The 2430-nt window shown below is 35.0% G+C and carries 1 protein-coding gene and 1 pseudogene; one reads left to right on the top strand and one right to left on the bottom strand.

The window, feature by feature from the left end; all coding sequences use genetic code 11:
- Positions 1–375: pseudogene (locus VFM92_RS14135) on the top strand (GDP-mannose 4,6-dehydratase); the annotation flags it as partial.
- Between the two features lie 26 nt (positions 376–401).
- On the opposite strand, the gene VFM92_RS14130 reads toward VFM92_RS14135, so the two are convergent.
- Positions 402–1919, bottom strand: coding sequence for an IS1634 family transposase (locus VFM92_RS14130; RefSeq protein ID WP_325122878.1), 1518 nt, complete (start codon positions 1917–1919; stop codon positions 402–404).
- Positions 1920–2430: the final 511 nt, after the last annotated feature.

Raw genomic sequence — 2430 nt, 5'->3', positions numbered from 1 at the left:
GATAACATCAATGATTACTACGATGTAAACCTTAAGTTTGGTCGGCTCAACGAGCTGGGCCTAAAAAGAGAAAAGGTTCAAGATCATCAACTCTGTCATAGCGAGCAATACCCCAATTTTCGTTTTGTGAAAGCCGACCTCTGTGATAGAGCATACCTCAGCCAGTTATTTGAGCAAGAGCAATTTGACCATGTTATTAACTTGGCTGCACAAGCAGGGGTTCGTTATTCCGTTGAAAACCCATAGGCATATTTAGATGCCAATGTACAAGGCTTCTTGAATATATTGGAAGCATGCAGGCATTACCCCGTAAAGCATTTGGTGTACGCTTCTTCAAGCTCCGTTTATGGTAGTAATACCCAAATGCCTTTTTCCTGTTTTCCTCGCTGGGACACCCAAGGTCAAATCAGCTTAAAAAGCTCAGTTAGATATTTCTGCTCTTCATTAGTAATGATGGTTTTTTCAACCACTTGATTGGTTTCGGGTATGTTAACTTTAATGTTATAAATTGTTTTAGCAATATTAATAGCCTTTTCTGCACTAATTGTGGCTTCCTTAACATTCAGTTGTCTTTCTAATTCTTTATAAACTTTATAAGCAGCAAAGCACAAGCAAATATGGGCTTCTATTCTTTTCTCAAGCCTGTGGTATATTGGCCTGATTTTTAAGTCATGTTTTGATATTCTGAAGGCTTTTTCAATCCTCCATAGATGTTGATAGTTTTCAATAACCTCTTCTTTTGATAAGGATTTGTGATTAGTTTGATAACCTTTAAGACCATCCCATTTATCATCCGATTCAAACTTTTCTTTATCGATGGATACCTTCATCTGTCCTTCCATTTTTAGATATTTATTATAGCCTCTTTTATTTATATTGGACTTTGTGAGTTTCCCAGATGCAATTTGTTTTTCCAGACGTTTAAGACCTCTTTGTCTATTGGAAAGATCCTTTCTCGCTCTTTTACTAGAGTAATTAATGATCAGTGCTGTATTTACATCCTTCCAAATCACTTTACTTTCCCCTTCATTCAAATTAAATGAATGTATTTGTTTTGTTATGTTAACAGGTTGGTTTTTGATTCTGGCTCCCAAAATATATTTATACCCCCTCTCTTCTAAAGATTTTATGTTTTCATTATTAATAAGACCAGAATCCGCCACTACTGTTAAATTCTTGAATTTATACTTACGCTTAAAAGCCTCTATGATGGGAAGCATGGTGTTGCCTTCGTATTTGTTCCCTTCAAATATTTCATATGCCAAAGGATAACCTCCTACGCTTACTAAAAGGCCAAGTACTATCTGGGGATGCTGATGCTTACCATCCTTAGAAAAACCGTTCTTTCGCAATTCATCTTCTTTTTCGATCTCAAAATATAAAGTAGTAACATCGTAAAAAACCATGCTGATGTCTTCGCCTAAAATCTCCCTTGTATGATTGTAGCTTATCTGTTGGACTTTTTCCTTTTGTTTGTTGTAAAGCTTATCCATATACCGGTATATGGCCTCTACATCGATTCTCATCGAATGGTACTTGAATAGATAGTCGGTTGTTTTTAATTTACTGGACGGGCTTTCAATTCTAGAAAGCACTAATGGCTTAAATAGCGGGGAATCAATTTGGTCAAAACCTATTTCATTATAAATCCTACCCAAAAGTAGCTCTACGCCTGAAATAGTAATCTCAGAAATCTGATCAAGGAAAACTTGCGCTTGCTTATAGTGATTTGTAAAATCTATAGCTTCTTGTCCAATCTGCTTCTGTATCCATTGATATCCTTCGGACACTAATTGATTAACTTCGTTCTCATCTTTACTTGAACCAATAGTCTTTTTGACAACATACTTACCAGTACTTTTATCAATCACCTGAACACTGGTGACACCGCTGGGATTGTATTTCTTCCGCACAAACATGCACTAAAATACAGAAATATCGCCTCTGGGACACCCAACTTTATGAAAATATTGCTCTCAAGCCATTTAAACGAAGTTGTTGAAATTTACCGAGGAAAACAGGAAATATTCAATTAAAAAGCTTGGATACTTTATTCCGTAATCCAAATACAAGCAAATACAATAAATACAGTTACGGCTACTATCAGTATTTGGATAATCAAAACAGCAAGAAATCCAACTAAAACGATATTTCAATATTGAGCAAATAGCCAATTGTGCCTAAAGTATTTAGTTTTCTATTACTAACGGAAATACTTTAGGCACTTATTGGAAGACAACTGAAATTCGTTATTAGTCCGCTATTTCTTTATTATGGCTTCGTTCATAATTAATTGCCCCTTTCTTAAAACTATTACCTTGTAGAATCCTTTTTCTAGTGATCTCAAATCAACAGCTGTTTCATTATTAAAAGTTCCCTGAAGAATTAACTTACCAAATTTATTATATATGATGTATTCGTAATCCAAGT

The sequence above is a fragment of the Marivirga sp. genome (assembly GCF_035704835.1).
In the GTDB taxonomy this organism is placed as follows: domain Bacteria; phylum Bacteroidota; class Bacteroidia; order Cytophagales; family Cyclobacteriaceae; genus Marivirga.
This window is presented reverse-complemented; position numbering and strand designations above follow the sequence as displayed.